We start from the raw sequence: 24493 nt of genomic DNA on the forward strand, positions 1-24493 counted from the left end.
CGGGGACGACGGCGATCGGCTCATTTCCCGCCCAGCACCGGCGCGTCGAGATCGAGCGACGCCGCCGGGATCACTTCCACTTCGGGATGCGCGGCGCGGAGCTTGTCGAGGAACAGCTTGCCGTCGCCGACGATGACGATGGTCGCGCGCGCTGGATCGACCGACGCGCGCGCCGCCGCGGCGGCGGCCTCCGGCGTCACCTTGCCGATGCGGTCGCGCATTTCCGCTGCCATGGTCGGCGGCAGTCCCTGCTGGGTCATCGAGGCCAGCGTCGCGGCGAAACCCTGGCTCGCCTCCGCCCCACGGCTGATCCCGCCCTGCAGGAAAGCGATGCGCTGCTGCGTGGTCTCCGCGTCGAACGGCTCGGTCGAAAGCCGCTTGAGCTCGGTCAGGAAGATATCAGCGACGTCAGGCGCGCTTTCATTCTTGGTCTGGGCATTGGCGATCATCATCCCCGCGTCCATCCGGCCCAGCAGCCCGCTATAGGCGCCGTAGGAAAGCGCCCGCTTGACGCGGACCTCCTGGAACAGCCGCCCGTTCGATCCGGCGCCAAGGATCGCGTTGGCGACCATCAGATCGGGATAATGGGGATCGCGGCGCTGCGGGATGCGCAGCCCCGCCGCCACCGCCGCCTGCCCCGCGCCGGGCATGTCGACAACGATCAGGCGCGGCTTTCCCGCCTCCCCGCCCGGGGCTGCCGGCGGCGTCGGCGCGGTGCCGGTCGCGCGCCAGGTGCCGAACAGGCGATCGCCAAGCTTCTGGGCTTCGGCCGAACCGATACCCCCGGTGATGATCAACGTCGCGGTATCAGGGCGCCACCACAGGTTCCGCTGCGCCAGCAGATCGTCGCGCGTCAGCGCCCCCAGCGAAGTGGGCGTGCCGACGCCGCCATAGGGCGCGGCCCCATAGACCGCACGCTGCAGCGTGTATCCTGCCAGCGCGCCGGGATCTTTGAGCGCGACCTGAAGCTTGTCGATCGTCCGCTTGCGCTCCTTGTCGAACTCTTCGGCCGGGAAGCTGGCATTGCGGGCGATGTCGGCGAGGATCGCCGCGGCGGCATCGAGCGACGCGACCGGTGCGGTGATGCTGAGCGTCGTGCCGTCCGCCCCGGCGGTCGCATTGAGATCAGCGCCCAATGCCTCGACCTGTGCCGCGATCTGCCTGGCCGAGCGCGAAGTCGTGCCCTTGGTGGCAAGCTGCGCGGCTATGAGAGCCAGTCCGGCACGTCCGGCGGGATCGGTCGCATTGCCACCCTTGAACACCAGGGCCACCGTCGCGATCGGAACATTGCCGGTCCGCGCCGAGACCAGCCGCATGCCATTGGCCAGCTGGCTCTCGGCGATCACCGGCGGGGTCACCGGCACCGCTGCCGAAGGTTCGGGCGGCGCCTGGCGCTCGTCTTCCGGCGCCAATGTCAGCGCCACACCGGTTGCGGGCGGCACCGAGGCCCAGACCGGCATCTTCACCGGGTTCGCCCAATTATCCTTCTCGCCCGCCGGCCGCTTGCTCTCGTCAAGGTAGCGGACATCGACGCGCGATTCGGGAGTCAGATATTTGCGGGCGACGCGCTGGACATCGGCGGCGGTAACCTTCCCGACCGCTGCGAGCCGCTTGTCGAGCAACTTGGGATCACCCGAACTCACCAAAGCCTCGCCAAGCGCGAACGCACGGCCCGATGCCGTCTCGCGCTCGCGCAGTGCCGCGGCGAGGATCTCGTTCTTGGCTTCCGCCAGTTCGGCCGCCGTCACCGGCTGGTCGCGCAGCCTGGCGATCTCGGCGGCGAGCGCCTTCTCGGCATCCTCGACGGTCGTGCCGCTCGCCAGCGTCACGATCGGCGCCAGGAAGCCGCCATCCTCGACATCGGAGAGGTTGGTCGAGGCCGAGGTGGCGATCGGCCGGTCGAAGATCAGCGCCTGCTTGAGCCGCGAGCTGTCGCCAGTCGCGAGGATGCCGTCGAGCACCAGCAATGCCGCCATGTCGGGGTGCGCCCAACCGGGGATGCGCCAGGTCGAGGCGATCTGCGGCAGCGGCACGTTGGGCGCATAGGCGGTGACGAGGCGCGGACTGGTGCGCGGCGCCTCGACAGTCTTGATCGTCAGCGGAATCGGATTCTTGCGACGCGGAATGCTTTCGAAATATTTGTTCACCAGCGCATCGAGCCTGGCGGGATCGAAATTGCCCGCGACGATCAGCGTCGCCGTATCCGGCCCGTAATAGGCTTCATGGAAGGCACGCGCATCCTCCAGCGTCGCCGCATCGAGCTGTTCGAGGCTGCCGATGCCCGAGCGGCGGTTGTTCAGCGTGTCATAGCTGTTCTCGTCGAGCACCAGCCGCATCCGGCCATAAGCGGGCGCGAGCACGCGCTGGCGAAACTCCTCCTTCACGACATTGCGCTCGGTGTTGAACACCTCGGCATCGATCACCGGCCGGGCCATGCGCTCGGCATGGCTCCACAGCATCGTCTCCAGATATTGCGCGGGAACGGTCTCGAAATAATTGGTCCGGTCGAACCAGGTCGAAGCGTTGCGCACGCCGCCGACATTCTCGGTAAGCCGGTTGATCATGTTGTACGGCATGTTGCGCGTCTTGCGCGACAAGATGTGCTCGAAGAGGTGCGCGAAGCCCGATTTGCCCTCGGGATCGTGCTTCGATCCGACATCGTACCAGATCTGCACCGACACCGTCGGGGTCGTCGTGTCGCGGATGGCGATGACCTTGAGCCCGTTCGGCAGCGTCCGCTCGGTGAAAGCGAGCGGCGGCACCTTGATCTGCGCCGGGGCGGCCTGGGCATGTGCCAGGCCGGGGAGCACGACGCCGGCCAGCAAGAGGGCCGCGCTGAAACGGCGGGCGAAACGCATGGTCATCCGAGAGAATCCTTCGTGAGGTCAGACTCTCAGATCATCACAACTGTACTATTCGCGCAATACGCGTTTAGCCCCTGCCGCCACGCGGCGGCGCCGTCGAGCTGCGCAATACCAGGCTGGCGGGCACGATTATCGGTCCATCGGGAGTCGGCCGCCCCGCCCGCTCGTCGATGATCAGTTCCACCGCACGCGCGGTCACCTCGGCGATCGGCTGGTTGACCGCCGCGAGCGGCGGATGTGTCTGGCGGACGATCGGCGCGTCGTCGAAGCTGATCAGCGACAGGTCGCCCGGCACGTCGAGCCCGCGCTCATGCGCCACTTCCAGCGTCGCCAGCGCCATGCGGTCGTTGCTGGCAATGATCGCGGTGGGTGGCGATGGACCGTCGAGCAATTGCGCGGCGGCGATCCGCCCCGATGCCGAGCTGAAATCGCCCTCGGCCAGCAGGCCCTGGGTATCGAGCCGCGCGGCGTCCATCGTCGCGCGCCAGCCGTTCACGCGCCATCCGCTCAGCACATAGTCGGAAGGGCCGGCGATGAAGCCGATCCGGCGATGGCGCAGCTTGATGAGATGCTCGGTGGCGAGCCGCGCCGCACGCTCGTCATCCATCGTCATCGCGAAGCCCGGCCCTTCCGCCAGCGAACCGATCCGCGCGAAGCTGATATGATGCTCGGTCAGCATCCGCGCGATCACCGGGTTGTCCGAATGCGGCGGCGTCAGGATCACGCCATCGGGGCGCAAGGCGGCGATCGCCGCCGAGAGTTCGCGCTCGATATGGTCGCTATGCGTGTCGACCAGCTCCACGATCAGCCGGTAGCCATACTCTGCGCATTTCAGCATCCCGCCCAGCATCATCTGATCGACCCAGTCGGTGCCCTGACGCTCGCGCCAGTCGGCGATGGTGCGGTCACGGTCGTTGAGGGTCAGGATCAGATAGGAGCGCGACCCTCCCATCCGCTGCGCGGCGATCGAGGGCACGTAACCGAGCTTGGCGATCGACGCCTGCACCCGCGCCTTCATCTCGGGCCGGACATTGGGCTCGTTGTTGATGACGCGGCTGACCGTCTGGAGCGACACGCCCGCATCCGCCGCGACATGCTTGATCGTAATGGACTGCTTCTTGCGCGCCATGCTCAGGCGGCCGCGGCCCGCGCGGCACCGCAATATTGCGCAACATAATCGCCATGCGCCGGCAGCGTCGCCACCGTGTGCTTCACCTGATCGCTGATCGTCGTCATCAGCTTGGCGAGTTCGTCGTCGCGCAATTTCTCGGCTATGGGATGCCAGGCGCGCGGGGTGATCCCCTGCCCCATCATCACCTGCACCCAGCTATTCTCGGCGAACAATTCGTCGTTCTTGCGGAACACGCGGCCGGTCTCGCGGAACAGCTCGATCTTCTGCGCCAGCGAATCCGGAATCTCCATCGACTGGCAATGCCGCCAGAACGGGCTGTCGCGGCGATCGGTCACCTTATAGTGGAGCACCAGGAAGTCGCGGATCTGCACCGCGTCGGTTTCCTGCTGCTCGTTGAACTCGGCAATATCGCGCTCGCTGATCTCGCGTAGCGGCATCATCCGGATCAGCCGCAGCACGGCGCGCTGGATCAGATGGATGCTGGTCGATTCGAGCGGCTCGGTGAACCCGCCCGAGAGCCCGATGGCGACGCAATTGCGGTGCCATTGCTTGCGGCGCACGCCAGTGACGAAGCGCAGGAAATTGGGCTCGGTAACCGTCTTGCCCTCGATCTCGCCCATCAGCCGCTGATGCGCCGCATCCTTGTCGAGATACCGGCTCGAATAAACGATGCCATTGCCGACGCGGTGCTGTAGCGGAATCCGCCAGCGCCATCCGGAATCGTGCGCGATCACCCGCGTATAGGGCACCGGCGGCGCCACGCTCTCGGTCTGGATCGCGATGGCGGAATCGCATGGCAGCCAGTGCGTCCAGTCCTCGAAACCGGCATGCAATGCGCCTTCGATCAGCACCGCCCGGAAACCGGTGCAGTCGATGAACAGGTCGCCTTCGATCCGCTCGCCCGATTCCAGCGCCAGCGCGGCGATGTCGCCGCTCTCTCCATTAAGTTCGACGCGCGCGATCTTGCCTTCGATCCGCCTGGTGCCGTCGCCCTCGGCCATCTTGCGGAGGAATTGCGCGTACAGCCCGGAATCGAGCTGATACGAATAGTTCATCCGGTCATCGGGCAGATGCGCGAACTTCTCCCGCAGCGCGGCGACCAGTTCGAGACAATAATCGCCGTACGGCCCTGCCAGCCCGCGCGCGCGCGCATGGAGCCAGAAGTGCTGGAATCCGGCCGACCAGTGATCCTTGCCGGTGATGCCGAACGAATGGAAATAGCGGTCACCCTGCTCCTTCCAGTTGTCGAACAGGATGCCGAGCTTGAAGGTCGCCTGCGTCGCGGCCATGAACTCGGCTTCGTTGATGCCGAGCAGCCGGTTATAATTGACGAGCGGCGGGATCGTCGACTCGCCCACACCGATCGTGCCGATCGCATCCGATTCAACCAGCGTCACGTCAACGGTGCGGCCCAGCGTCCGTGCGATGGCCGCCGCCGCCATCCAGCCGGCGGTGCCGCCGCCGGCGATCACCACCCGGCGCATGCGATGCTCGCTCATCGGCTGAGCGCCCGAAGCAGATAGGCGCGCAGACGTCCGGTACTTTCGGTGGTCATCGGGGCGAGTACGCCGCGCGCCTCGGCTGGGATATGCTTCACCACGTCCTCGCTATTCTCGAACACATAATAATCCAACAGATCGCGCCAGTGCGCCTTCTCGTCCGCCGGCAGATCGCGGATCGCCATCATCGCATGGTTCAGCGCGTCCTGCGGCTGACCCAGCCAGCGCGGCGTATCGCGCCACCAATAATTGACCAGCACGTTGAACGGCGCGAGGCCCTCGACATGGTGCCACCAGGTGGAGGGGATGTGCAGCGCGTCGCCCGGCGCCAATTCGGCGACCTGCGCGTGGCGCAGCGCTTCCCTGAAACGGGGATGCGCGGCAAAATCGGGCGCGTGAAAATCGACCATGCTGACCGCGCGGCCAGCCGGGGTATTGTCGATCGGTCCCAGATAGAGATTGCGGAACTGATCGGGCGGAAACAGCGTGAAGCGCCGCCGCCCGGCAGCGACACAGGCGAGGTTGTCCGGGAAGTCATTGTGCGCGGCAATTCTGGTCGGCGTGCCCATCCAGATGCTCGCGATGCACGAGCGCTCGCCGAGATCGGCATGGTTGGCCGCATGCAGCCCGTCGAAGAAATCATGCACGTCGATCGAGGCGAGATAGACCGGCGGCGCATCGGCCTTGCCCTCGTCGAGATCGATCTGGCCGAACACTTCGCCCAGTTGCGCCTGGACGGTCTGGAAGTTCATGCCCATCGCGGCATCGTAGAACAGCCGCCCGCCGCTGCCACGAGTGCCTACCGCAACGGTGAACGGCCGCGGCCTGGCCCGCGCCAGCAGGTAATCGCGCGCGGCCTTGCCCGATCGCAGCCCGGCCTGCACCAGCGGCCAATCCTCGACCAATCCACGTACAACGAAAGGCGTTTTCGCGGCGCGCAGCGCAGCGTCCAGCGCCGCCGCATCCGCCACCGTCACTTCGCGGATCGGCGCGATACTCGAAAAGATGCCCGGATCGGCCTCAGCCATGCGCGCGCCGGTTCTTGCGCGCGATCAGTGCGGAAAGGTTGGCCAGCGACGCCAGCGCCATGAAGATCGGCATCAAATGCCCCGCTTCATGTAGATCACCCAGCGCCGCCGCATCGAGAGAGCGCAGCTTCTCCTCGTCGATCACATGGAAGCCGACCAGCCGGTTGGTCGATCCATCGTCAAGCGTCACTTCCAGGATCAGTGGTTCGAGCAGCTCGTAGCGGCGCAGCGCCTCGAAGAAATCGCGCGACTCCCGATAGCCGGCATCGAGCGCGCCGAGCTTGTCGATGATTGTCTCCAGATAGGGCGTCGGCCGCCCCGTCTCGTCGAACACGCGCACGCCTTCGCCAGCGCCGATCCGCGGGCTCGCCATATCGATATGAACCTGCTTGGGCGCATCATCGTCGGGGTCGCCGCCGATCAGGAAGGGCTGGATCTCGATCGAGAGCGGACGGCCCTGCGCATCCCAGCGGCCGCCATCGAGATAGAGATTCTCCCCCGCCTCGAACCCGAAGATCGCCAGCGCGGTGAAGCCGTCTCGCTCGGGATTCATCCGGAACAGGATCGGATAGTCGTTCTGCACCTGGCGGAATTCGCTCGGCACCGTGATCGCGTACATCACCGCATCGCCAAGATCGGCTCCGTGCTCGGTGCGGATCCGCAGCTCCGCATGCGCTTCGGGGGTCAGGATTGCGTGGTCGGTCATTCAGCCATTCTTTTGCCCGAGGATGATCGTTCGGCGCGCAACGCGTCGAGATAGGCGCGGTTGTCCGGCAGGCTGGCGGCGAGCGCCCGCCCGCGCTGCTCGGCCTGCCGCATCTGCCGCACTATCGCGTCGCGCGCGCCTGTCCGGATAGCGCCCGGTGCCGGTGCGGGATAGCCCATGCCGTAAAGGACATATTGATAGCTCGCCGCCGGAAACACCTCGTCGGCCATCGGCAGATCGGCAAGCGACGGCGGCTGATCGCGCCATAGTTCGAGCAGGTCCGCCAGCCGCTCCGGGATCGAAGCGGGATCGCGGTGCGCCTGCCAATAGGGCTCGTCGCGCTCGCTCGGCACGTAATGCAGCTTGAGGAACTCGATGATCCGGCACCAGCGATAGCGAAACCGGTCGTTGAAGCGCCGCGCGTGCAGGTCCATGGTTGTGCGCGTCGCCGGGAAATTGTCGAGCAACGCCTCGACCGACAGCTCGATCAGCACGATCGCCGAGGATTCGAGCGGTTCGAGGAATCCCGCCGACAGACCTATCGCCAGGCAATTGCGCTCCCAGAAGCGTTCACGATGCCCGGAGCGGAAGGCGAGCCGGCGAAAGGTCAAATTGTCCGCCTCGCCCCCCGGTGTCGTCGCGCGAAGATAGTTGGCGAGCGTTTCCGCCGCCGCCTCGTCGCTGGTGAATTTGGAGGAATAGACGCAGCCCACGCCGCGGCGTGCGGGCAAGCCGATGTCCCAGATCCAGCCGGCGGCATGCGCGGTGGAAGTGGTATGGGACGAGATCGGGCTGTCGGGAGCGACCGGCACCTGCACGGCAAGCGCCCGATCGTTGAACAGCACGTCGCTGCGATCGATGAACGGCACACCGAGATGGTCGCCGATCAGCAGCGCCGAATGGCCGGTGCAATCGAGGAACAGATCGCCTGCGATGAGGCCCGAAGCGCGCGTCTGGATCGCGGCGATATCGCCATCCTCCGTCTTGCTCACACCCGTCACATGGTCGCGGACATGCTCTACACCCAGCCGTTGCGTCGCATGACGTGACAACAGCCCGGCGAGCTTCGCCGCGTCGAGATGGTAAGCGTAGTTCAACGCCCCGGCATAATCGGGCATCGCGCGCTGGCGCGGCGCCAGGTTGAGCGCGGCGATGCGCGGCTGCGGCCCCATCGCCTGCGCGAACGACATATTGTCCCCGGCGTCGCGCCACGCCGAAACCACTTCCTGCGGATCACCATCGAGCGGCGGCATGAAGGGATGGTAATAGAAATCGTCGGCAGCGCCCGTCCGCCAGCCATCGAAGCGAGAACCCTGCTTGAAAGAAGCATCGCAGGCGAGCAGGAAATCGGCCTCGGCGATCCCGATCCGCTCGAGCGTCCGCCGCATCGTCGGCCAGGTACCCTCGCCGACGCCGATCGTTGGAATATCGGGGGATTCGATCAGGGTGATATGGATGGGATCGGCTGCCGCGGGATCGGCCCGGGCCGCGATCAGGCTGGCCGCAAGCCACCCGGCGGTTCCCCCGCCGACAATGACTATTCTGCTGACCGATGCTTCCACTGACAGGATCTCGAGTTTCCGGCAACGAGCTTGCCGCCGGAAAGGGATGAAGGCCATCCCCTTTCGGGGGATGGCCTTTTCCCGGGGCGGCGCGCGCGCCGGATCAGAAGGTGAACCGGACGCCCGCCGAGTATCGCGGATCGCCCTTGGTCGCGAAAGCGACGTTGCGGTCCGACCGCAGATGTCCGCGGCGGCCTTCACCGGTCAGGTTGATGCCTTCGGCGAACACGGTCAGTCCGGGGATGAACTCGTAGCTCGCGCTCGCGTCGATCTGCCAATATTTCTCGACGTAGAAGGGATTGGCGCCCGCCCCCGCGAGGAACTGGTCACGCCAGTTCCAGGCGACGCGCGCCTGAAGTCCGTTCTTGTCGTAGAATGCGACGGCGTTGGCGCTGTCGCTCAATCCGGTCAGCGCGAACTGGGTCGCGCTGGACGGCTTGGTATTGTCATACTTCGCGCTGCCATCCACCTTGGTATAGTTGAGGATGACACCGAACCCGGTGTTCCAGAAGTTATGCTGGACCGCGAATTCCCAGCCATGGAGGTTTTCGGTCTGGCTGTTGTTGACCGGCGTGTTGATCTGGAAGGTCAGCAGCGGATCTTCCGGCAGCGCGAGGATGTTGCCCGTCGTGCAGCCCGAAGGATCGGTGCCGGTCTTCACGACCGAGCCGGGATAATTGTCGAAGATGTACTGACGAATGCCGCACGTCGTCGCGCCGGCACCCGCCGCCACCGCCGCATTGTACCGGGGACCGTTGGCGACCGTACGCAGCCCGAAGGCGTTTTCATCGGTCCGGCCCTGCGAGATGAAGTTCGACACATCCTTGTTGAAATAGCCGACCGAAATATAGCTGGCCGGCGCGTAGTACCACTCCGCCGAGAAATCGAGATTCTTCGACTTGAAGGGCTTGAGCCCCGGATTGCCCCGGCTGCCGGTGCCGAAGGCGATGCGGAACTGGTTGTCCAGCGTCAAACCGCCCTGCAGGCTACCATAGTCGGCGCGCGTGATCGTATGGCTGTACGAAGCGCGCAGCTTGACGTCGCGCATCGGCGAGACATCGAAGTCGACCGAAGGCAGCCAATTCTCATACTCGCCGCGGAACCGCGAGAAGTCCGATTTCCCCGAGAGCTGCACGTAGAATTCGTTGGCGGCGTTCCATGACGTGCCATTCGGGATCGGAACCAGAGCCTCCGAATCGATCAGCGTATGCTCATAGCGTCCGCCCGCGACCAGATGCGCCGGATTGCCGAACAGATCGAACACCGTCGATACCTGCAGATACGGCGCGAGCGTCTTCTCGCGGATACGGCGGTCGGTGGTGAATTCGGCAAGACACGTCCCGGGCGCGGCGACACCCTGCTGCGGACTGCGGCACGTGCCGTACTTGCTGTCGATCAGTCCCACCATCCGCTCGAAATCGAACCGGTAGAAGCTCTGGATCATCCCCGCGCCAGCACCCTGCACGCCCTTGAACTTGTCGGGCAGCGAGGTCAGCGTGAAGATGTCGTCGGGAATGTCCGAAGCCGGACCGGCGCCGCTCCAGGTCTCGTTCTGGATGAAGCCGAACGCCGAGCGTACCTTGCTGTCGATATACGACGCGCCGAAATCGATCGAGTCGAGGAAGCCGCCGTCATGGTCGTAGCGGCCGCGCAACTGCACCTGGTCGATCTCGTTCTTGAAATAGGCGTTGCGGAACGCATTGCCGGTCGGCGTGATCAGCGAACGGTCCAGCGGATCGATGCCCGGATGCATGGTGTACGAAATGACCGGCAGGTCGTTTTCGAAATTGATCGTCTGGCTAGCGACGCCGAATACGGCGTTGCCGACCGACACGCTGGAGCCGAACTTGTTCGACGGCTTCGATTCCGCGGTCGAGTGATGGGCGTCGAGCTCCATGGTTACCCCGCCCGGGGCATCCCAGCGCAGGTTTCCGCCAAGCGACTTGTTGATGCTGCGGTTGGCCGTCAGCGCGCCGCTGTACGACAGATCCTTGCGCTCGAGCGCGGCGAAGCGTTCGGTGTAGAATTTCGGGCCCGCGACCGGCCCGTCGGTCCAGCTGCTGGACGTGTCGGCGTGATTGAACCAGATGCCGACACTGCTGTTGCGCACTTCGACGGTGTTGCGCGAATAGGTATAATCGACCGTCGCGGTGAGGTCGTCGACCGGACGGAATTGCAGCACGAGCTGGCCGTTGATGCGCTCGCGATTGATGTCGTTCAGGTCGTAGGAGCCGTTTTGCGGCACCTGATAGACGTCGTTCGCCTTGGGCCGGTTGGTGATGTTCGCGGCGCGCGCATCGGGCGCCATCGCCAGCGATCCCCAGTTGTTCTCCGAGCCCAGATAGCCGTCGCGCCAGCCGACATTGGCCTGGTTCACGCTGCCCTTGCGCTTCTGCCACGAACCGTTGATCAGGATGCCGACCTTGTCGTCCATGAAGGTCGAGCTGATGATGCCCGAAATCTCCGGGGTGATCGGATTGCCGTCGTTGCGCGACAGATCCATCACACCCTTGATGCCGATGCTGCCGCGGATGCCCGGATTGTCGAGCGGGCGCGGGGTGCGGATGTTGATCGACGAGCCGATGCCGCCCGACGGAATCGAGGCGCGGCCGGTCTTGTAGACCTCCACGCCCGCGACGCCTTCCGAGGCGAGGTTGGCGAAGTCGAACGAGCGCGTCGAGGGCGCGCTGCCGCCGTCGCCCAGCGTCGAGGTCGGCATCTGGCGGCCGTTGAGCGTCACCAGATTATATTCCGGACCGAAGCCGCGGACGGTGACGGTCGAGCCCTCGCCGTTCGAGCGGTCGATCGAAACGCCGGTGATGCGCTGGAGCGATTCCGCGAGGTTGGTGTCGGGGAACTTGCCGATATCCTCGGCCGAGATCGCGTCGACCACGCCGTTGGCGTTGCGCTTGATGTCTACCGCCTGGCGCAGCGATGCGCGGATACCGGTGACGACGATCTCGCCATCTTGGTCATTGACAGCGTTGTCTGGTGTGGACGCGGTTTGGTCCTGCGCCAATGCGGTGCCCGGCACGGTCATAAGCGCCAGCATCGAGGCACCCAGTGCCAGCGATGACATCGAGCGACGGCTAATGCCCCTCATATCTATCTCTCCCTCCCATAATCGACGCGGTTTCGCCCGCCATCGTCGTTGAGAACGTTCACTTCAACCCATTGTCCTACGTTGTCAAGCCCCCTCATTTCGGCCGCATCGGTTGGATTTTCCCTGACAAGTTCCAATTGTGAACGTTATCAATTTATGCTTCCTAAGTGTCGATACCAGCGAGGATCGCGAGTCGACGCGGCATATGCGGCGGACGGCCAGCGAACGGCGACGAGAGGAAGAATCCCCATGAAAAACCTGTGCGCTCTGCTGCTTTCCGCGTCCGCGCTGAGCCTTGCCGCCCCTATCGCGGCGTTCGCGCAGGAATCCGCGCCGGCTGCCGATCAGGACGCCCGTGCCCGCGCCGATTCGATTGTTGCGCAGATGACACTCGATGAGAAAATCGCATTGGTCCACGGCCTGTTCCCGCCTTTCGCCAAGGGCAAGACCGCCGAGGATCTGATTCCCTCGGCCGGTCATATCGACGGCATCAAGCGACTCGGCGTGCCGGTCGTCCGCGAGACCGATGCCTCGTTGGGCGTCGCCAATCAGGTCGAGCAGCGCGCCGGCGATGTCGCCACCGCCCTGCCCTCCAGCCTCGCCACCGCCGCCAGCTTCGATCCCGAAATCGCCCGCGCCGGCGGTGTGATGATCGGTGCCGAGGCACGGGCCAAACGCTTCAACGTCATGCTCGCCGGCGGCGTCAACCTGACGCGCGATCCGTGGAACGGGCGAAACTTCGAATATCTGGGCGAGGATCCGCTGCTCGCCGGCACCCTCGCCGGCGCGCAGATCGCCGGCATCCAGTCGAACAAGATCGTCTCGACGATCAAACATTACGCGCTCAATGCCCAGGAGACCGGCCGCATGGTGCTCGATGCCCGGATCGGCGAGGCGGACCTGCGGATGAGCGACCTGCTCGCCTTCCAGATCGCGATCGAGAAGGGCAAGCCCGGCTCGGTCATGTGCGCCTATAACAAGGTCAATGGCGATTGGGCCTGTGAGAATGATTTCCTGCTCAATCAGGTGCTGAAGCGCGACTGGGGCTATCGCGGCTGGGTGATGAGTGATTGGGGTGGCGTCCATTCCACCGCCAAGGCCGCGAAGGCGGGGCTCGATCAGCAATCGGGCCAGGAGCTCGACAAGGCGATGTTCTTCTCCGCGCCGCTCAAGGCCGCGGTCCAGTCGGGCGACGTGCCGATGCAGCGCCTCGACGATATGGTCGCGCGCTATCTCACCGGCCTGATCGAAACCGGTGCCTATGACGCGCCAGTCCCCGGCAAGGCCGAGACACCGCCCTATGCCCAGCACGCCGAAGTCGCCCAGCGCGTCGCCGAAGCGGGAATCGTGCTGCTCAAGAACGAGCGCAATCTCCTCCCCCTCGCCCGCACCGCAAGGCGCATCGTTCTCATCGGCGGCGCTGCCGATCTCGGCGTGCTGTCTGGCGGAGGATCGAGCCAGGTCCGCGGTGTCGGTGGTGCCCCGATCGAGATCCCGCTCAGCCGGGGCGGTTCGGCTTCGTTCGCGCGGATCACCTACCATGCCTCCTCGCCACTCGCCGCGCTGCGCAAGGCGCTACCCGGCGTGCAGATCAGCTTCGTCGATGGCCGCAACATGACCGCCACCGCGGCGGCGGCGAGGAATGCCGATCTCGCTATCGTCTTCGCCACGCAATGGACCACCGAGGCCGATGACGTCGCCGATCTGCGCCTGCCCGATCATCAGGACGCTTTGATCGCCGCCGTCGCCGCCGCCCAGCCCAATACCGTCGCCGTGCTCGAAACCGGCGGCCCGGTGCTGATGCCATGGGTCGCCCAGGTGCCCGCGGTGATCCAGGCCTGGTATCCCGGCCAGCGCGGCGGCGAAGCGCTCGCCAATATCCTGACCGGCAAGGTCAATCCCTCGGGCCGCCTGCCGATCACCTTCCCCGCCACCGCCGCCCAGCCGCCGCGCCCGCATCCGGTCGGCAAGGACACGCTGTCGTCGCTGGAGGCGGAAGCCGCATCGAACCCCGCCGCCGCGCCCGGCCAATATGAGCTCAGGAGCTTCCCGGTCGAATATCAGGAAGGCGCCGATGTCGGTTATCGCTGGTATGAGAAGAAGGGCCAGAAGCCACTCTTCGCATTCGGCCACGGGCTCAGCTACACCAGCTTCGGCTATGCCAACCTCCAGGTGACGGGCGGCAAGACGCTCAGCGTCTCGTTCGATGTCACCAACACCGGCAGCCGCGCCGGCGCCGATGTGCCGCAGGTCTATGTCGCGCGCGACAATGGCACGCCGATGCGCCTCGCCGCCTTCCAGCGCGTCGAACTGAAGCCCGGCGAGACTCGCCGCCTGACCCTCAATGCCGAGCCGCGCATTCTAGCCGATTATGAAACCAGCCTGCCCGGCTGGCGGATCGTCGGTGGCACCTATCGCGTCGCGGTCGCGCACGACGCGGCCGATCGTGGACTTGTCACCACCACCACCCTCGATGAGGCGACGATGAAGCCCTGAACTCCCAGCCCCCTGGGATGGCGGCGCCGGGCACGCGCATTGCCCGGCGCCGCCGCAACTGGCAGGACTGAGGCCGATGTCCGCCCCCTCGCCTGCCCCCGCGGACGCGCCGCGCTCGACCGGCTTCCTGCTGCTGTTCGCGCTCGCCAATGCCGGGGCGGTTATCAGCTATCTGCCCCTGCTCACCCTGCTGCTCCCGGCGCGGATCGGCGCCATCGCCGGTGACACCCGCCTCGACCTGTTCACGATCACGGTGATCGCGGGCGCCGCCGCCGCCAGCCTCTCCAACATCGCCTTTGGCTGGCTCAGCGACCTTTATGGCCGGCGGCGGCGCTGGGTCGGATTGGGCGTGGTGCTGACCGCCGCCGCCTATGCCGCCATCGCGCTGGCGACGACGCCGGTGACGATCGTCCTCGCGATCATGGCATTCCAGATTGCCATCAACGCGTTGCTCGCCCCCTTTCTCGCGATCATGGCCGACGAGATTCCGGACAGCCAGAAGGGCGTCGCCGGCGGTCTGCTCGCTTTCGCCGCGCCGCTCGCCTCGGCAGTCGGCGCCTTGCTGGTCAGCCTGACGCCCTCCGACACCGTCCGCCTGCTGTTCATCCCCGCCGCCGTGGCATTGTGCGTCGTACCACTGCTGCGTACCCGTGCCCGTCCGCTCGTGGCGAAACCCGTGGCGCGGACCCTCGCCCCGCCCCGCGACCTCGCCATCGCCTGGGTCTCGCGGCTGCTGATCCAGATTTCCGGCGCGGTGCTGTCGCTCTATCTCTTCTATTATTTCCAGAGCCTGGGGCCCCGGCCCGGCCTCGCCGCCAGCGTCGCGCAGGTCTTGACCGCGGCCTATGTCCTTTCTCTCCCGATCGCAGTGGTCTCGGGCCGGCTTTCGGACCGGATCGGCCGTCGCAAACCCTTTCTGCTGGGTGCGGCATGCGCCGCGGCATTGGGCCTCATCGGTATGACCATGACCCGCGATTTCGCCGCCGCGTCGCTGTGCTTCGGACTGTTTCAGATCGGCTCGGCGGTATTCCTCGCATTGCACTCGGCCTTCGCGACCCAGCTGTTGCCCGACCCCGATCATCGCGGCCGCGATCTCGGCCTGATCAACCTCACCAACACCTTGCCGTCTCTGCTGGGGCCTTTGCTGGCCTGGGCGCTGGCGACGCCGCGGGATTTCGATGCGGTGATGCTGGCGCTGGCGGCGCTGGCGATCTGCGGCGGCCTGCTGATCCTGGCTATTCGCGAGCGGGATTGAGCGTCGTCCGCGTCACGACGCGCGCATCCACCGCCGCCTTGCTGAACAGCATCGGCAGCATCTGCCCTCTGGACCACGGCCCATAGTGATCGCGATAGTGCCGTGAGCGCGGATCGTTCGATTGTCCCGGCAGATTGAGCATCAACGAATTGTCCCATCCGCCAACATCGATCACCTGCAAATAGCTCGCCCCGCTGCCGACCTGCGCTCCGCGAATGCCCCGCGCCATGACGGTATAGCTGTCGCCACCCGATTCCTCGCCCTCAATCGCCGGGAAGGCCGCCGCGATCGCCGGAACGCTCGATAGCGGATGCATGAGGCGAACCCGATGCTGCGCACCCCAGCGCCACGCGGCGGGATCGGGGCCGAGCTTCGTCAGCGCGCTGTTCCATGCGGTGGCGAGCGCCCGCTCCAGCAGGGCCGGATTGCTTGCCAGCCGTTCCAGCAACACGGAGGGCGCGACGCTGTCGATCAGCCCGCGCGCACGGGCCGGCACGATCGCCTCGACCATCCTCCCGTTGAGCTCGCGCCATAATATCTCGAACAACGCCGCTGCGCCGCTCGCGGCATCGATGCGGCCATCCCAGCCGCGCAGCATCTCCGCCGCCGGACCCGCCTGCCCCGGCAACAGCGCGATCAATTGGCGCGCCGGCGCCGACATCGTATCGTGCTGGAGCGCGACGCTGTCGGCCAGGTTATGCTTGGGCTGGCCCGCCAGCACCTCGGCAATCCGCTCGTAGCGATAGGGCTCGCGGAACGAGAAGGCCGGAATGCGGTCGCGCGGCCAATCCGCCGGCAGATTGTTCTGGTTGGCCGAAGCGAACCAGCCCTTGGCCGGGTTGAATTCGCTCGGCAGTGCGCGGAAATCGCGCATTCCGGTCCAGTCGTAGCGCCCGTCGCCGGGCACCGGCAGCAGCCCGTCGCCCTTGCGGCGCACCGGCGTGAAGCCGATCACCTGCCAGCCATGATTGCCCTCGACATCGGCGTAATGGAAGTTGGTCGGCGAGGGATGGAAGGCGAACGCCGCGCGCAGGCTCTCCCAATCCCGCGCCAGGTTTATCGCGATCATCGCGAACGCGCCGCTCGCGCCCGGCTGCAGCTCGATCGACGCCAGAGCGGTCGCGCGCCGCCGCGCCGGATCGTGCGAGAGCACCGGCCCATGCACCGAATAGCGCAGCGTCACCGCTTTCGCCGCCGCGCCTTTGACCGGGATCAGCGTCTCGACCGTCTCGAACCGCTTCCATCCGCCATCATGCCAATATCGTTCGTGATCCTCCGCATTAAGAACGAGAACGAACAGATCCTCCTGATCGATATGAAAGTTGGTGCGCCCGAACGCGAAACGGTCGGTATGCCCCTGCATGATCCCCGGCAGGCCCGGCGCGCCCGCGCCGATCACGTCGAGCCCCGGCGCGGTAAGGTGCGCGACATGCCGGGGGCCGAACCCGCCAATTCCCAGATGCGGGTCGTTGGCGAGGATCGGGCGGCCGGTGGCGGTGCGATCCGGCCCCACCGTCCAGGCGTTGCTGCCGGCGTTCGCCCGCTCGACCGGATCGGGCGTCATCGAGGCATAGGGCAATCCGCCCAGCCGCAGCACGCCGAGATCGGCATCGGACACCGCCGCCGCATCGAGCCCTTCCGGCACGCTCAGCTTCCACGCCGGGTGCAGCGGCGCGGCGATCTCGTCCACTTCGAGCAATCCCATCGCCGCCAGTCGCGCCCGGCGGACCTCATCGCCACTATTCCCGCCCGAAGCCCCGCGCGCCACCACCAGATCGCGCAGCGCCCAGCGCATCGGACGAATGCCGAGAATGCGATATTCGAGCGGCAGCAGCGCCGGGTTCGCCACGACCTCGTCGATCCGGGCATTGACGCCGGCGACATAGGCCCGTGCACAATCGAGATATCGAGCCGGCACCCGCGCCAGCTCGGCATGCACATCGCCGTGATAGTGAAACAGCCGCGCCGCGGCATCGTGCGCCGCGAACTCCGCACCGAACACCTCGGCGAGCCGCCCCATCTCGCGCCGCTGCGCCAGATCGATCTGAAACAGCCGGTCGCGCGCGACGACATAGCCCTGCCCGAAATAGGCGTCGGGGATCGACCGCGCCCGGATGTGCGGCACACCATATGGATCGTCGAGAATCTCGATCGATGCCGACAAGCCCGCGCCACCGACCTGCCGCTGACGCGCCAGCAGTGGCGCGGCGGGCGACAGGAATGTCGCGGCGGACCCGAGCAGGAGCGAGCGGCGGCTGAGCTTCATACCCGCACGCTAACCGCGCCGCGCCCGGAACGCGCCATGGCGAGCGCTCGGGCGGTCATAGGCGCAAGCTATGGCCATGGCCCGCGCCCGTCCGGCGTAACTATTCAGTCGTGACCGCTCCGATCAATTCGCTGATCTTGGTCGCCAGCCCATCGAGCGAGAAAGGCTTGGTGATCATCGACATGCCCGCACCCAGAAACCCCGAACGAATGGTCGCGTGCTCGGCATAGCCGGTGATGAACAGGATCGGCAGGTCTGGCCGATGCTCGCGCGCCAGATCGGCAAGCTCGCGTCCGTTCATGCCGGGCATGCCGACATCGGAGATCATCAGATCGATGCGCTCCTCCGACGCGAGCAGCGGCACCGCCGCGGTCGGATCGGCAATTTCGATGGCTTCGTAGCGCAGCTCTTCGAGCACTTCGCGGACCAGCATCCGCACCGCCGGATCGTCTTCCACCACCAGCACCCGCTCGCCATCGCCGCGCGGTGCGGATCCCGGCGAGGCGCAGCGTTCGGCGAGCGCGGCATCGGTTATCGGCAGATAGAGCTTCACCGAAGTGCCGAGCCCTTGCTGGCTATGGATGCGCACCGCGCCGCCGCTCTGCCGCGCGAAGCCATAGACCATCGACAGGCCGAGGCCGGTGCCCTGGCCGAGCGGCTTAGTGGTGAAGAACGGGTCGAAGACCTTTTCCAGCAGATCGTCGGGAATGCCGGTGCCGGTGTCGGACACCGCGACGAGCACATATTTGCCGGCCGCCAGTCCGGCGTTCGACGCGACGGATGTATCGCCAAGATCGGCAAGGCTTGTCTCGATCGTCAGCTTGCCGCCCTCCGGCATCGCATCGCGGGCGTTGAGCGCCAGGTTGAGGATCGCGTTCTCGAGTTGATTGGCATCGGCGAGCGCGTTGGGAAGGCCCGGTTCCAGCGCCAGCGCGAAAGCGATGTTCTCGGGAATCGCGCGCTCGACAAGTTGCGACATCGACTGAATCAGCGCGTTCAGCTCGAGCGGCTGGGCATCGAGCGACTGGCGGCGCGAGAAAGCGAGCAGTCGTTGCGTCAGCGCCGCCGCGCGATCCGCGGATGTCGTCGCGGCATCCATATACCGGTCGAGATCGTCCAATCTGCCCGCGGCGATGCGGCGCCGCATCAGATCGAGCGAGCCGATGATACCGGTCAGCATATTGTTGAAATCGTGCGCGATCCCGCCGGTCAGCTGGCCGACCGCCTCCATCTTCTGGCTCTGGCGCAGCGACGCTTCGGCCCGTTCGCGCTCGGCGGTTTCGTCGCGCAGGCGATTGAGCGCGTCCTCGAGCGCGGCGGTCCGCTCGCGCACCTGCGCTTCGAGCTGATCGGCGGCGTTGGCGAGCGCGCGCCGCTGACTGTACAGGTCGAAAAAGACGTTAGCCTTGCCGCGCAGCATTTCGGGTTCGATCGGCTTCTGTATGAAATCGACCGCGCCGGCCTCATAGCCCCGGAAACGCCGCTGAGTATCCGCGCTGCCGGCGGTGAGGAAGATGATCGGAACGTGGCGGGTGCGCTCGTTGCCGCGCATGAACTCGGCCAGTTCGAAGCCATCCATCCCCGGCATCTGCACGTCGAGAAGAGCGAGCGCGATCTCGTGCTTGAGCAGGAGCTCCAGCGCTTCCTCGCCAGAGCGCGCGCGAAGAAAGCCCAGCCCCTCGCGCCGCAAAAGCGCCTCAAGCGCCACCAGATTCTCTTCGAGATCGTCGACGATCAGGAAATATATGGTCTCGATGGCGCTGCTCATGTCTCTCCCAGCCCCACCAGATAGTCCGCGATCGCATCGAGGGACAGCGATTCCGCTCCCGGGCATCGGGCCAGCGCCGCGGCAGGCATCGTCGCGGCAAAGGCCGAGGCTGGATTTTCGACCAGCACCCTGCCGCCGGCCCCGGCGACCGCCGCCGCCCCTTCCGCGCCATCCTCGTTCGCGCCGGTGAGGATCACGCCGATCAGCCCTGCGCCATAGCTGTCGGCCGCGCTCTCGAAGAGGATATCGATCGACGGCCGCGAGAACAGCACTGGCTCGTCCATCGACAGGGCGATGCTGCGGTCCGCCTCGATCAGCATGTGATAGCCCGGCGGCGCGAAATAGACGGTGCCGGGCGCTATCGGCTCCTTGTCCTCGGGCTCGCGCACCGAGGCCAGGCATTTAGCACTGAACAGGGTCGTCAGCCCCGATGGATCGGAAGGCACGTGCACGACAACAAACACCGGCAAGGGATAGGCTTCAGGCAAGCGCGGCAAGATCCGGGACAGCGCCTGCACCGCCCCCGCCGATGCGCCGATCACGACCGCCTCAACGCTCATGAATCGCGCCGCTGATAGATTTTTTCCTCGCGCACGAACTCGCTGAAGGCGTCGGCATGCGCGGAGAAGCGCAGCGTCTCCTTCGATCCGAGCCCAAGGAAACCGCGGCGGCTGAGCGAATCCCGGAACAGTCCGATCGCGCGGTCCTGCAGGGGGCGATCGAAATAGATCATCACGTTGCGGCACGAGACGAACTGGCACTCGGCGAATACCGCGTCGGTCACCAGGCTATGATCCGAGAACACAACCTGGGCACGCAGCCTCTTGTCGAACGAAGCGCGGCCATAAGCGGTGGTGTAGTAATCGGAGAGCGAGGATTTGCCACCGGCGCGCTGATGGTTCCTGGTGAACGCCGCGATCCGGTCTGCCGCGAAGATGCCGCTTTGCGCGGCCTCCAGCGCGGCGGGATTGATATCGGTCGCGTAGAGCAGCGTGCGGTCGAGCAAGCCCTCTTCATGAAGCAGGATCGCGAAGGAGTAGAGTTCCTCGCCGCCGCTGCATCCGGCGATCCAGAATTTGAGCGAAGGATAGGTCCGCAGATGCGGCACGACCTTCTCACGGATCGCCCGGAAATAGCCGGGGTCGCGAAACATCTCGCTGACCTGCACCGTCAGATAGTCGAGCAGCCGCGTCATCACCGCCTTGTCGTGCAGCAGCGCGTCCTGCAACGCCGAGAGACTCGCATAGCCAAGCTGCTCGCGTGCCTGGCGCAGCCGCCGCTTGATCGACGCCCGCGCATAGTGCCGGAAGTCGTAGTGATAGCGCCGGTAGAGCGCCTCGAGCAGCAAATGGATTTCGATATCCTCGACCGGCTCGCTCGCCGGCGGAGTCAGCGCGGCATCCATACGCGCACCAGAGAGAGCAGTTTGTCGACGTCGAGCGGCTTGGCCATATAGTCGTTAGCGCCCGCCGCGAGACATCGTTCCTGATCGTCCGGCATCGCCTTTGCCGTCAGCATGATCACCGGCAGCTTCGCCCAGCGCGGATCGAGCCGGATGCGGCGCGTCGCATCGAGGCCGTCCATCACCGGCATCATCACGTCCATCAGCACCAGATCGATTTCATCGCCGGTGCCCGTCGCCCCGCCCAGCGTATCGAGCGCCTCCTGACCGTTGCGGGCGATGGCGACCTTGGCGCCGCGCGGTTCGAGGATGTTGGTAAGCGAATAGACATTGCGGACATCATCCTCGACGATGAGGATCCGCCGCCCCTCCAGCACGGCGTCGCGATTGCGCGCCTGCTTGATCATCTTCTGCTGCTCGGGCGGCAGCTCGGATACGACCTGGTGAAGGAACAGCGTGACCTCGTCGAGCAGCCGCTCGGGCGACTTCGCGCCCTTGATGATGATCGAGCTCGAATAGCGCCGCAGTTTCTGCTCGGCCTCGGCCGATAGATCGTGACCGGTATAGACGATCACCGGCGGGAAGCTGTGCTCGCCCTCGCCCAGCGTTTCGAGCAGCGAGAAGCCCGATGCGTCGGGAAGCGACAGATCAAGCACCATGCAATCGAAAGTCTGTTCCTTGAGCAGCTTGAGGCATTCCGCGGCGGTGCCCGCGCCGACTGTCTCGATCTCGGGGCCCGCGAGCAATTTGGCGACGGCCTCACGCTGGACGGGATCGTCCTCGACGATCAGCACCCGCCGCATCGTCCGGGTCAGCTGCGCCTCCAGCGCATCGAGCGCGTGCGCCAGATCCTCGCGCTTCACCGGCTTCACCAGATAGCCCATCGCGCCGAGAGAGAAGGCGGTCTGCTGATGATCGCTAGCCGAGACGACATGGATCGGGATGTGCCGCGTCGCATCCTCGCGCTTGAGGCGATCAAGCACCGACAGGCCCGATTGATCGGGTAGGCCGAGATCGAGCACGATCGCATTGGGCTTGAACCGCTGCGCCAGATCGAGCGCCTCTTCGGCGGTGCCGGCGACGAGCGTCTGGAACCCGGCCTCGCGGGAAAGATCGCGAACGATCCCGGCAAAGGTCCGGTCGTCCTCGACCACGAGCAGGACGCGGCGCGCCCCTTCGAGCTTGTCGCGATCATCGTCGATCGGCGGCGCCAGCATCGATCTTTTGGCGGCCTTGCTGGCCTTGCCGCTCGGCAAGGCGGCCGGCTGGGGGGCCGCAGGCTCGGGCCGCGCTTCGACCTGAGCGGGATCATATTCGAGCGGGATGGTGACGGTGAAGCTGCTGCCCTTGCCGGGCTCGCTGGCCAGCGCGATCGATCCGCCGAGCAGCCGCGCCAGCTCGCGCGAGATCGACAGGCCGAGCCCGGTGCCGCCATATTTGCGGTTGATCGCGCCATCGGCCTGACGGAAGGCGTCAAAGATCGCCGCGTGCTGCTCGGGCGAGATGCCGATGCCGGTATCCGTCACCGTCAGCGCCAGCCGGCCGTCATCCACCGGCGCGATGCGCAGCGTGACCTTGCCCTTCTCGGTGAACTTGAAGGCGTTGGAGAGCAGATTCTTGAGGATCTGTTCGAGCCGCTGGCGATCGGTCGCGATCGATGCCGGCAACTTCCTGGCGATGTCGATCTCGAAATCGAGCCCGCGCTCCCTGGCGATCGGGTCGAAGGTCTGGCGCAGATCGGTCGTGATCCGCTTGAGCGAAACCGACTCGGCGCGGATATCGATATGCCCGGCCTCGATCTTCGACAGATCGAGAATATCGTTGATCAGGTTGAGCAGATCATTGCCCGATGCCTGGATCGTCCGGGCATATTGCGTCTGCTCTTCGGTGAGGTTGCCGCCGGGATTGTCGCCGAGCAGCTTGGACAGGATCAGCAGCGAGTTGAGCGGCGTGCGCAGCTCATGGCTCATATTGGCGAGGAAATCCGACTTGTACTGGCTCGCCTGCTCCAGCTCGCGCGCCTTCAGTTCGACCGCCGCGCCCGAGCGGGCAAGTTCGTCGCGCTGGGTTTCCAGCAATTGCGCCTGCTCTTCCAGCTGCGAGTTGGTCTGTTCGAGCTCGACCTGCTGCTGCTCCAGACGCACCGCCGATTCCTTGAGCGCGCGGCCCTGCTCTTCCAGTTCCTCGTTGGAGACCCGCAGCTCTTCGCTCTGGACCTGCAACTCTTCCGACTGGCGTTGCGTCGCTTCCAGCAGATTCTGCAATTCGGTGCGGTAGCGGGCAGAACGCAGGCCGACACCGACCGGGACGGCAATCTGCGCGAAGAAATCGCGCAACCGCTCATCGACCGGGTGCAGAAAACCGAATTCGGCGACCGCGTTGACCACGCCGTCGGCGCTGAACGGAACGATGATCAGATGACGCGGCGTATCGCGCCCCAGCGCCGAGCCAACCGTCAGATACCCTTCGGGAACATGATCGATCACGACCGGCTGCCCGTCCGCGGCGGCGCGCCCCAGCAGCCCTTCGCGCAGCGCGAAACGCTCGGGCACCGCGGCATCGCCCGGTACCCCGAGCGAAGCGGTCTTCTCGAAGACATCGCTCTCGCCCTTGAACAGCACGCTCGCCTGCGCGCCGACATAGGAAGTCAGGAAATCGAGGACGCTTTCGCTTAGCTCGCGGACATTCTTGTCGCCGAGCATTTGCTGGGCAAGACCGATCTCTCCGGCCTGCAGCCAGGCCGCGCGCTGGCGCGCCAGCGTGCTGCGGTGGACGAGCACGCCCACCGCGAGGGTGAGGCCGATTCCCAGCAGCGCCGCCAGAACGCCGCTCAGCATCGCGGTCTGATAAGCGTTCTCCATCTGCACGAGCCGCGCTTCGCGCAAGCGCCGCTCTTCGGAGCGCATCGCGGTAAGTTGCGTGCGCAACTTATCCATGGCGACCTTGCCGCGATCGGTATTGACCACCGCCAGCGCGGCGCTGGCGCCCTGGCTACGGCGCAGATCGATCGTTCCCCTGAGCTCGGCGAGCTTGGCGTCGACTTGCGGCCTGAGGCGGCGCAGATTGGCCTGCTGCATCGGATTGTCGCTGGTCAGCGTCTCGATCGCGTTCAGGCTCGCCTCGGCTCGGGCCCGCGCATCCTCATAGGGCTCCAGATAGCGGTTGTTGCCGGTCAGCAGAAAGCCGCGTTGCCCGGTCTCCGCGTCCTGCACCGCCGACAGCAATGTCCCGAGTTCGGTGATGACCTCATGGGTGTGCACCACCTTGGCCGTATCGCCACGCAGGCCCTGGATGTTCGAATAGGCCAGCGCGCCGCTGATCAGGAAGAACAGGAGCGCGGCGGCGACGCCGAGCGCCGTGCCCAGGCCCATGCGGGAGTCGCGGTTCGAAGTGTCGCGCACGGAGGTCTGCG

14 protein-coding genes are annotated in these 24493 nt (G+C 65.9%); 2 read left to right on the forward strand and 12 right to left on the reverse strand.

Annotated features, from left to right (window positions below; translation table 11 throughout):
• Positions 1-20: 20 nt before the first annotated feature.
• From KF730_RS11330 to KF730_RS11360, 7 genes are all read right to left on the reverse strand, one after another.
• Positions 21-2864, reverse strand: coding sequence for a pitrilysin family protein (locus tag KF730_RS11330; RefSeq protein ID WP_294095148.1), 2844 nt, complete (start codon positions 2862-2864; stop codon positions 21-23).
• Positions 2865-2931: 67 nt separating this feature from the next.
• Positions 2932-3993: a LacI family DNA-binding transcriptional regulator gene (locus KF730_RS11335; RefSeq protein ID WP_294095150.1), complete on the reverse strand. Its 1062-nt coding sequence runs from the start codon at positions 3991-3993 to the stop codon at positions 2932-2934.
• 2 nt (positions 3994-3995) lie between these two features.
• Positions 3996-5495 carry a tryptophan halogenase family protein gene (locus KF730_RS11340; RefSeq protein ID WP_294095153.1) on the reverse strand — a complete coding sequence of 500 codons (1500 nt, stop codon included), beginning with the start codon at positions 5493-5495 and terminating at the stop codon, positions 3996-3998.
• The gene (locus KF730_RS11345) at positions 5492-6523 is read right to left on the reverse strand and encodes a cupin-like domain-containing protein (RefSeq protein WP_294095155.1); all 1032 of its coding nucleotides are present in this window, start codon (positions 6521-6523) and stop codon (positions 5492-5494) included. The genes KF730_RS11340 and KF730_RS11345 overlap by 4 nt, the downstream gene beginning before the upstream one ends.
• On the reverse strand, positions 6516-7229 hold the full coding sequence (locus KF730_RS11350; RefSeq protein ID WP_294095157.1) for a SapC family protein: 714 nt from the start codon (positions 7227-7229) through the stop codon (positions 6516-6518). Before KF730_RS11350 ends, KF730_RS11345 begins: the two co-directional genes overlap by 8 nt.
• Entirely contained in the window at positions 7226-8791 is a 1566-nt protein-coding gene (locus KF730_RS11355; RefSeq protein ID WP_294095160.1) for a tryptophan halogenase family protein, read from the reverse strand. The genes KF730_RS11350 and KF730_RS11355 overlap by 4 nt, the downstream gene beginning before the upstream one ends.
• Before the next feature lie 103 nt (positions 8792-8894).
• Complete coding sequence (locus tag KF730_RS11360) at positions 8895-11894, reverse strand: TonB-dependent receptor (RefSeq protein ID WP_294095163.1); 3000 nt, start codon at positions 11892-11894, stop codon at positions 8895-8897.
• Between the two features lie 249 nt (positions 11895-12143).
• On the opposite strand from KF730_RS11360, the gene KF730_RS11365 reads away from it, so the two are divergent.
• Both KF730_RS11365 and KF730_RS11370 read left to right on the forward strand, forming a co-directional pair.
• Positions 12144-14390: a beta-glucosidase gene (locus tag KF730_RS11365; RefSeq protein WP_294095165.1), complete on the forward strand. Its 2247-nt coding sequence runs from the start codon at positions 12144-12146 to the stop codon at positions 14388-14390.
• 76 nt (positions 14391-14466) lie between these two features.
• On the forward strand, positions 14467-15645 hold the full coding sequence (locus KF730_RS11370) for an MFS transporter (protein ID WP_294095168.1): 1179 nt from the start codon (positions 14467-14469) through the stop codon (positions 15643-15645).
• Here KF730_RS11370 and KF730_RS11375 read toward each other — a convergent pair.
• The 5 genes from KF730_RS11375 to KF730_RS11395 form a co-directional block, all read right to left on the reverse strand.
• On the reverse strand, positions 15626-17911 hold the full coding sequence (locus tag KF730_RS11375) for a penicillin acylase family protein (RefSeq protein ID WP_294095170.1): 2286 nt from the start codon (positions 17909-17911) through the stop codon (positions 15626-15628). The genes KF730_RS11370 and KF730_RS11375 overlap by 20 nt on opposite strands.
• Before the next feature lie 100 nt (positions 17912-18011).
• Positions 18012-19679 (reverse strand): response regulator, encoded by a 1668-nt coding sequence (locus KF730_RS11380; RefSeq protein WP_294095172.1) that lies wholly within the window; start codon positions 19677-19679, stop codon positions 18012-18014.
• Positions 19676-20239 (reverse strand): chemotaxis protein CheB, encoded by a 564-nt coding sequence (locus KF730_RS11385; protein ID WP_294095174.1) that lies wholly within the window; start codon positions 20237-20239, stop codon positions 19676-19678. The genes KF730_RS11380 and KF730_RS11385 overlap by 4 nt, the downstream gene beginning before the upstream one ends.
• Positions 20236-21084, reverse strand: a complete 849-nt coding sequence (locus KF730_RS11390) for a CheR family methyltransferase (RefSeq protein WP_294095176.1) — start codon at positions 21082-21084, stop codon at positions 20236-20238. The genes KF730_RS11385 and KF730_RS11390 overlap by 4 nt, the downstream gene beginning before the upstream one ends.
• Positions 21069-24452 (reverse strand): response regulator, encoded by a 3384-nt coding sequence (locus tag KF730_RS11395; protein WP_294095914.1) that lies wholly within the window; start codon positions 24450-24452, stop codon positions 21069-21071. The genes KF730_RS11390 and KF730_RS11395 overlap by 16 nt, the downstream gene beginning before the upstream one ends.
• Positions 24453-24493: the final 41 nt, after the last annotated feature.

The sequence above is a fragment of the Sphingomonas sp. genome, assembly GCF_019635515.1.
Lineage (GTDB): Bacteria > Pseudomonadota > Alphaproteobacteria > Sphingomonadales > Sphingomonadaceae > Sphingomonas.

What these genes read in the sequence shown, in the direction of transcription:
- KF730_RS11360 (WP_294095163.1), bottom strand. Translation starts at nt 11,894, where the DNA reads ATGAGGGGCATTAGCCGTCGCTCGATGTCATCGCTGGCACTGGGTGCC.
- KF730_RS11335 (WP_294095150.1), bottom strand. Translation starts at nt 3,993, where the DNA reads ATGGCGCGCAAGAAGCAGTCCATTACGATCAAGCATGTCGCGGCGGAT.
- KF730_RS11395 (WP_294095914.1), bottom strand. Translation starts at nt 24,452, where the DNA reads ATGGGCCTGGGCACGGCGCTCGGCGTCGCCGCCGCGCTCCTGTTCTTC.
- KF730_RS11375 (WP_294095170.1), bottom strand. Translation starts at nt 17,911, where the DNA reads ATGAAGCTCAGCCGCCGCTCGCTCCTGCTCGGGTCCGCCGCGACATTC.
- KF730_RS11330 (WP_294095148.1), bottom strand. Translation starts at nt 2,864, where the DNA reads ATGACCATGCGTTTCGCCCGCCGTTTCAGCGCGGCCCTCTTGCTGGCC.
- KF730_RS11370 (WP_294095168.1), top strand. Translation starts at nt 14,467, where the DNA reads ATGTCCGCCCCCTCGCCTGCCCCCGCGGACGCGCCGCGCTCGACCGGC.
- KF730_RS11350 (WP_294095157.1), bottom strand. Translation starts at nt 7,229, where the DNA reads ATGACCGACCACGCAATCCTGACCCCCGAAGCGCATGCGGAGCTGCGG.
- KF730_RS11340 (WP_294095153.1), bottom strand. Translation starts at nt 5,495, where the DNA reads ATGAGCGAGCATCGCATGCGCCGGGTGGTGATCGCCGGCGGCGGCACC.
- KF730_RS11390 (WP_294095176.1), bottom strand. Translation starts at nt 21,084, where the DNA reads ATGGATGCCGCGCTGACTCCGCCGGCGAGCGAGCCGGTCGAGGATATC.
- KF730_RS11365 (WP_294095165.1), top strand. Translation starts at nt 12,144, where the DNA reads ATGAAAAACCTGTGCGCTCTGCTGCTTTCCGCGTCCGCGCTGAGCCTT.
- KF730_RS11385 (WP_294095174.1), bottom strand. Translation starts at nt 20,239, where the DNA reads ATGAGCGTTGAGGCGGTCGTGATCGGCGCATCGGCGGGGGCGGTGCAG.
- KF730_RS11380 (WP_294095172.1), bottom strand. Translation starts at nt 19,679, where the DNA reads ATGAGCAGCGCCATCGAGACCATATATTTCCTGATCGTCGACGATCTC.
- KF730_RS11345 (WP_294095155.1), bottom strand. Translation starts at nt 6,523, where the DNA reads ATGGCTGAGGCCGATCCGGGCATCTTTTCGAGTATCGCGCCGATCCGC.